The sequence below is a fragment of the uncultured Duncaniella sp. genome, assembly GCF_910577345.1.
GTDB lineage: Bacteria > Bacteroidota > Bacteroidia > Bacteroidales > Muribaculaceae > Duncaniella.
Genome location: NZ_CAJTMT010000065.1, coordinates 1 through 934 on the forward strand (window position 1 = coordinate 1; position 934 = coordinate 934).

Annotated in this window: 1 protein-coding gene; it reads right to left on the bottom strand. The window is 45.5% G+C overall.

Going from position 1 to position 934, the window contains the following annotated elements; translation table 11 throughout:
• On the bottom strand, nt 1-929 hold a 929-nt coding region (locus QZ310_RS13630), incomplete at its 3' end, for a leucine-rich repeat domain-containing protein (RefSeq protein WP_297073835.1).
• Nucleotides 930-934: the final 5 nt, after the last annotated feature.

Consider the following 934-nt stretch of genomic DNA (forward strand, 5'->3'; position numbering starts at 1 on the left):
TTGAAGATATTCTTGTTGGCTGTGGCCGGATCCTTGGCAAGATAAATGACCTGACGCAGCGAGTTACAATTATACCAGAGAGAGTCAGCAAATTCCTTTACAGTTGCGGGAATAGATACTGAGGCAAGATTATTACAATTTTCAAACGAATTTGCAGCGATTTTGCGGACAGTTGCAGGTATGGTGCATGATGTGCGGGATAAATCAGGGCAGTAGACCATCATGCTGTCAGGCTTGATGACAAGGGCATCCTTATATGCAATGAAATAGGGATTGTCATCGGAAACAGTGATGGTTTTGAGGTTGGAACAGCCATCGAAGATGGAGTGAGAGAAAGCAGGTGCTTCTGCCGTTCCGTCTGATGTGCCAAGTGAATATACTGACTTGCCGAAATGTAATTCAGATATCGGACAATTGGAGAAGGCATATTGACCAATGGTTTTAACGCCGTCCGGGATATTGATTGAGCTTAACTTCGAGCAATTTGAGAATGCTTCATTACCAATCGAAGTGACCAAACTTGGTATTGAGACTGAAGTGAGCGATGAGCAACCTTTGAATGTGTTGTCCTCAATTGAAGTCACTGGATTTGGAATCGAAATAGAAGCAAGCGAGGAGCAACCGTTGAACGCCCCTTCCCCAATAGAAGTTACCGAACTTGGGATTGAAACGGACGTGAGCGATGAGCAGCCTTCGAATGTGTGGTACGCAATTGAAGTTACCGAACTTGGGATTGAAACGGAAGCGAGGGATGAGCAACCGGAGAACGCACGGCTACCAATTGAAGTCACTGAACTTGGAATTGAAACGGAAGCGAGGGATGAGCAACCGGCGAACACCCATTTCCCAATAGAAGTCACAGAACTTGGGATTGAAACGGAAGCGAGCGATGAGCAATAGTAAAACGCACTTTCCCCAATAGAAGTCACAGAAC